The 3,743-nt window shown below is 65.3% G+C and carries 2 protein-coding genes and 1 pseudogene; all 3 read left to right on the top strand.

Features of this window, described 5'->3' with window-relative positions:
- Positions 1-1,769: hypothetical protein (locus tag MJ785_RS20920; protein WP_239382506.1), on the top strand; the 1,769-nt coding region annotated here is incomplete at its 5' end.
- Positions 1,769-2,728: a hypothetical protein gene (locus MJ785_RS20915; RefSeq protein WP_239313705.1), complete on the top strand. Its 960-nt coding sequence runs from the start codon at positions 1,769-1,771 to the stop codon at positions 2,726-2,728. The genes MJ785_RS20920 and MJ785_RS20915, both read left to right, overlap by 1 nt.
- A gap of 149 nt (positions 2,729-2,877) precedes the next feature.
- A pseudogene (locus MJ785_RS20910) lies at positions 2,878-3,743 on the top strand (hypothetical protein); the annotation flags it as partial.

Raw genomic sequence — 3,743 nt, 5'->3', positions numbered from 1 at the left:
GCCGACGTTTGTTCAGCGGCCTCGCTCTACTGGAAGATGATAAACGCCAGCGCGACGTCTTCCAGCTTTTGGACGCACGGCAGCGGCTTGACTTGTCGCGATTTTCTACCTACGCTCAGAGGCTCGGGATCGATCCCGACGGCCCTTTGTCCCCGGCCAAGACAGTGGCCATCGAAAACGCCTTCTTCGACCGACTCGTCAGACGCGAGGTGAAGGCCGTCATGATGGGCCGCGCCTGGGTTGCCACTCAGTATGAACAGCTACGCGACAAACGGGCCACCGACGGGCGCGATCCCGCGCAGACGAGTACTCTCGGCAATTTGTTGGGTAAACTACGGGAACCGGGTGTACCCCGTACGCCAGCCAAAAACTTTGTTCTGGATCGGGCCTACATCAACAGGATAGCGAGTGGATCCGCTCATGATCTACGACCACCCACGCGAACCTATCTGGTGAAGGCTGCACAAGACGCTTGTACGGCCGACGCCCGGGATCCTCGCCGTGGACATCCGCTACTTACCGGGCCATGCGACCTGGCCCGCTGGTCGTCCGCCGCTTCAGGCGAGGTAATCGTCGCCTACTGCATCGGTCTCAACGAGGTTTCCCCCGACGGCAGACGACCATTTGTTGAAGCGGTTCGGAATCCGAAGCTACAGCTGAGAATAGCCGTGCTCATCGAACCGACGAAACCCGCTGCTGATCAAAACGAACTACTGACCATACGTACTCGCCTGATCTGCAGTGACGACACGATCGGGATGGGCCGCGAGTCCGCTCAGCTTCTTCAGAAACCACTACATAGCACCCATAATCATCAATTAGGAAATGATACAGCGGCAATCAGGGTACCGTCGAACACCTCAGCAATACGTGACACCCTGGCCGACGAATTCCGTCGAATAGAAGGAGTTTACAATCTGGAGGCAATAGTTGTACTGGCCGGCCCGGGCACTAATCCGATGAATGCCGGAACGCTGCTCGCCGCCACCGACCTGGCGGCAGAAACCGGTTGCCCACTTTATATCGGCGGTATGCGACCGAATGGCCATGGTGGCACCGAAATAGATCTTTTCGACAACCAGGTAGCAGCTTTTCCCGGATACACCGAAATCCTGGCCTCAGTCGCTGTCGCACATCTATTAGATCTTGAATTCACCGCTGCGGCCGAGACTCTCCGCCGAGCGGGAACCAGACTTGCGGCACTCGCGAAGCGAGCGGATATTCTTCGTGACGCAATGCTTCAGAAATGTCCTCCCCATGAAAAACCCGGAGCCGAGACTGCCCGCCGCATCGAGATTGCGAAAGTACTGGCCGAGCCCCAACGCGGGCCCGACAGCAACCACATCGTCGATCAATGGCATGCGGTACACTTAGCTACCGCACTGGCCGATCTGTTGATGCCCAAGCCGGATGGCGCGAAAGAATGGAACCATCCATCCAATCTAGCATGCCGCACGGCATACCGTCTCCGTAATAAAAGCGGAACCACACACGGAGCGGTCGTCCCATTTGATAAGGCACTTACTCAGGTCCAGGCCAATAATCCCCGAAAATACCTGAATACGGTCAGCCTGCTGTCCGCCGTACAGAACGAGTTGGACCCAGAGTGCGACGACCGGTCACGGCTACGGGCTGCGTACGACAAACTTCTTCAAGATGTGGAAGTGGAAGCTGCGGCGGGGGTACGGCGCCACGAGACAGGCCCGTCTGCCAGGAATGAGGTTGGCGGCCGTCAGGGGGACGGCGCCGGATCGGGAGGCGGCAGATAATGAGCGACGGGGCGACGGACCAGCACGGCGAGCACACCGTGACGATCGGTGCTGTGCGGGTGGTGGTGGCCCCTGGCCGGGTCGTGCCCCTGCGCGAGCTGCCCCCTTACAGCATCGCGCTGGACGGGCTGGTGCAGGGACCACAACTCGATCTCGACGGGCGCCGGCTGAGCTTCGACCACCACGGCGACTGCGTACGGCTGGTGACCTCGGCGACCTGCCGGCAGGTGCTGGACGCGCTGTTGCTCGGGCTCGACCCGAGCGCCTACACCGTCTACGTCAACGACATCGACGCCGACACCGCGCTCGCGGTGGCGCTGCTGGCGCACCCCGCATGGGTCGCCCCCGCGTCCGTGTCCGCGCCCGCACACGCCCAGCGTGTCCGGGCGCTGGTGGAGACCGTCGGCAGCCGGGACGCGCACGGCCCCGCCTACCCGGTGGCCGATCCGGCGCTGCTCGCCGAGTTCGCCGCGAGCGTCCCGCTGCCGCGCCGGCACGCCCCGGTGGGTGACCCCGCGCGGGTGCTCGCCGGCTGCGTCACGGCAATCGCCGAGCTGATCACCCGCGTGCCCGCGACGAACGAGCGGCCTGCCGCGCCGACCCGCCGGGAGCCGACCTTCACTGTCACCCACACCGGCACCGGCTGGGTGATGGCCACCAGCGCTGGTGACGGCTTCGACCCGGTCTACGCGGCCGGACACACCCGCGCGGTGCTGTGGCGGCGGCTACCGGACTCCTCGATCGTCTACACGATCGGGCGGCGCAGCGACCTCGTCGACCGCTTCCCGGTCGGCCCGGCGAACGAGCCGGGGACGATCCTCGCCGCGCTGGCGGCCCGTGAACCCGGCTGGGGTGGCGGTACCTCCGTGGGCGGGGCGCCCCGCCATCCCGACGGTTCCCGCAGCGCGCTGACCCCGGACGAGGTCTTCGCGGTCGTCGAGGCCGTCATCCGTCAGTAACGGGCACGGGGGGTTGTCGGTCCCGCCGCCGCGAGCGGGCCACGGCTGGGACCGACAGTCTGTCTCATCCGTCAGAGGTGGGTGTAAGCACGAACCACTGACGTGGTTAGCGTTCACGCCCTGTTTCGGGGGAACAGAAAGGACACCGGATGGGCCTCACCTGCCACGTCGTCCTCATCGAGACGTCGGGAAACCAGGCATTCATCTTCGAGACCACCAAACGGCGCGAGAACGTCGGCGCGTCCGAGCTCATCGACGGCCTTCGGCAGTGGGTGTGCGACGCGCTGACCACCGAGTTCAGCGGCTTCAACCTGGACTGGCGGATCAGCAACGGCCAGCCCGCGCAGCTGCTGGTGAACGCGGCCGGCAGCGCCAAGATCGTCGTCCGCGACCGGGAAAGAGGGAAAGCGCTGGTGAGCCGGGTCACCGCACGGGCGCTGCGGGCCGCCCCGGGCCTGGACGTGTGCGGTGTCGTCGGAGAGTGCTTCGACTGGGCCGGCGTCCACGAAGAGGAGGGACAATTGCCCATCAGCATGCTGGCCAGGCGGTGCCGCGACGCCCACGAATCGCTGCCACTGGTCAAGAGCGGCCGGCCCGGAGCGACGAGCCGGTTCCTACGCATCCCGATCGTGGACGAGTGCGCCGCCAGCGGCCTGCCCGCCCACGACGTGGTCTTTGAGGGTGGCGGCCCGCGGTCCCGCCAGCCCCGGTCGCGTCCCAGCCAGGCCAAACGCGCCGCGCAGGACGCCGGGTTCACCCGACTCGCCCGGTACGCGCACATCTCAAAGGATGCGCTGGAGAAGGTCGCGGACCATTTGGAGGAGGTTCCGGACTGGGTCGCCGTCATCCACGCGGACGGCAACAGCCTCGGCCAGCTGATCACGGATCTCGGCAACAGGCCCGAGGGCGCGCCGGCCGACGGCCAACTGTCCGCGGGTTCAGCCGTCGACGACACCGACCGGAAAACACCCAGCGACCGGTACGCCGATGCCCTCGGCCCGTTTTCGGTGGCCGT

This window comes from Protofrankia sp. CiT1, from assembly GCF_917627335.1.
Lineage (GTDB): Bacteria > Actinomycetota > Actinomycetes > Frankiales > Frankiaceae > Protofrankia.
The sequence above is the reverse complement of the archived record's forward strand: the minus strand, read 5'-3'. Positions and strand labels throughout refer to the sequence as shown.

What these genes read in the sequence shown, in the direction of transcription:
- MJ785_RS20915 (WP_239313705.1), top strand. Translation starts at nt 1,769, where the DNA reads ATGAGCGACGGGGCGACGGACCAGCACGGCGAGCACACCGTGACGATC.